This window comes from Deltaproteobacteria bacterium (genome assembly GCA_019309545.1).
Taxonomy (GTDB): Bacteria; Desulfobacterota; Desulfobaccia; order Desulfobaccales; family Desulfobaccaceae; genus Desulfobacca_B.
The window spans coordinates 1-2,037 of sequence record JAFDGA010000090.1 but is presented as its reverse complement, the minus strand read 5'-3'; the positions used below and the strand labels follow the sequence as shown (position 1 = coordinate 2,037).

General features: G+C 58.1%; 1 protein-coding gene and 1 pseudogene. Both read left to right on the top strand.

The genetic code is table 11. The annotated features are described in order from the left end of the window. Positions 1–54 precede the first annotated feature (54 nt). Positions 55–1,518, top strand: coding sequence for an IS21 family transposase (gene istA / locus JRG72_11880; GenBank protein MBW2135900.1), 1,464 nt, complete (start codon positions 55–57; stop codon positions 1,516–1,518). Beyond that, positions 1,515–2,037, top strand: a pseudogene (locus tag JRG72_11875) (ATP-binding protein). Before istA ends, JRG72_11875 begins: the two are co-directional and overlap by 4 nt.

Sequence of the window (2,037 nt, the reverse complement as noted above, 5' to 3'; positions counted from 1 at the left end):
TTAGATAATCCGGTGTTAGTAAATTTGGCATCGGAGGTGAGGAGGTTGATTGCTATGGACGTGTGGCATGCCATTCAGGTGTTAAGGCGCCATGGTCAGAGCAAGAAGGCTATTGCCCGGCAGCTGGGCATTTCCAGGAACACGGTGAAACGCTACTTGAGGCGCAACGCCCCTCCAGACTACCAGAGAAAACCGGCGGCAAAGCTGCTGGACCAGTATGCCGACCAGATCAAGGGCATGGTGGCGCAAGGGTTTATTGGCACCCGGATTTTTCAGGAACCGGCGCTCCCGGGTTATCAGGGTTCCTTGACCAGCGTTTACCGCTGCTTGCGACAATTTCGAGAACGGTGGGAAGCGGCCGAGAAAACCACCATTCATTTTGGGACCCCGCCGGGCCGCCAGATGCAATATGACTGGAAGCAATGGCTGGTGCCGGTTAAGGGACAGCCGCTCAAGGTTTACTTCCACCAGGCCATTCTTTCCTTTAGCCGTTATAAGTTTGTCACCTTTTCCCTGGATGTCAGCACTCCCACTATCATCCGGGTCTTGATGCAGGCTCTGGCAGCCTTTCAGGGAGTGCCGGAGGAAATTGTCATCGACAATCCCAAGCAGCTGGTGTTGTCTCACGATCGTCGGGGCACCATCCGCTATCAGGACGACTTTTCAGCGTTCTTGGGAGCGTATGGTCTGAAACCCGATCCCTGCCGGCCCTATCGGGCCCGGACCAAGGGCAAGGTGGAAAACCCCTTCTATTATCTCCAGGAGCATTTCCTGCGCGGTCTGGCCGTCGAGGAAGCAGGCGAGATTGAGGCGCGCTCGGCTCCTTTCATGGAGCAGTACAATGCCCGTTCCCACAGCACCACCGGACAGGCACCGCTGCAGCTCCGGCCCCAGGAAAACTTGCGGCCCTTGCCCCTGACCCCGCCTCTGACCTTTCGAAAGGAATCCCGCAAAGCCTCCTGGGATGGCCATGTCCAGGTGGATGGCAACCGCTATCCCGTGCCCTTGGCGATGGCCGGCAAACAGCTCTGGATCGACCGGGTGCTGGGCCGCTGGCTGGACATCCTGGACGCCAACCTGAAGCCCCTGGGGCGTTATGAACTTCTGCGGCATAAGGGGGTTACCCTGCCCCATCCCGAACATGAAGCCCTGGCCAAGGAGTTCCTGGACCGGAAAGCCCAGCGACGCGCCCGGGCCAAGGTAGTCTTCATCCACACCTTTCCAGACCTGGGGCCGGATTTTATCCGCCTGGCGGAAAGATGTTACTCGTTCAATGCCGCTTATCATCTGGATAAGATTTTGGATCTCCTGTCGGTCTATGACCAACCGGCGGTGGCCACGGCGCTGCACGCCGCGCTGACCTTAGGCACTCCCGCCGTGAGTTCGGTGATGGCGCTCTTGCCGGAACAACTGAAACAGCCGGAGCCAGGCACATCCCCCTGGACGGCCAGCACTCCTCCGGTCCTCAAAAGACCGCTCTCCAGCTACACGGCCGCCGATGGCGGAGGTGCGCGATGACGGCGCGACTGGAACTTCAGCTGAAAAGTCTGTCTTTAACCAACATCCTGGCGCATTACCAGGAGGAGGCCGTGAAAGCCGCCCAGGAAAAATCTCCCTATGAGGTCTATCTGGCCCGCCTGGTAGAGATGGAGGCCATGAGCAAACTGGACCGTTCCATCAACGCCAAGATCCAGAAAGCCCGTTTCCCCGCTCTTAAGACCATGGAGGAGTTCGATTTTTCCTTTCAGCCCCACCTTAATGAAAAGGAGGTCATCCGCCTCACTTCCCTGGACTTCGTGGCGCAGAAAGAAAATCTCCTGTTCCTGGGACCTCCCGGCGTCGGCAAAACCCATCTAGCCATCGCCTTTGGCATCAAAGCCTGCCTGCCAAATATCAGGTCTGGTTCACCCGCACCCAAGAGCTCCTGGAACAGCTCACCGTGGCCCAGAAAACCGGGAGACCGGGCCATACCTTGTTGTCCCTTTCCCGGCTGGATCTGCTCATCATCGACGAGCTTGGTTATCTGCCCATCTCTCC

Excerpts from the sequence above, each read along its gene's own strand:
- istA (MBW2135900.1), top strand. The coding sequence starts at position 55 with ATGGACGTGTGGCATGCCATTCAGGTGTTAAGGCGCCATGGTCAGAGC.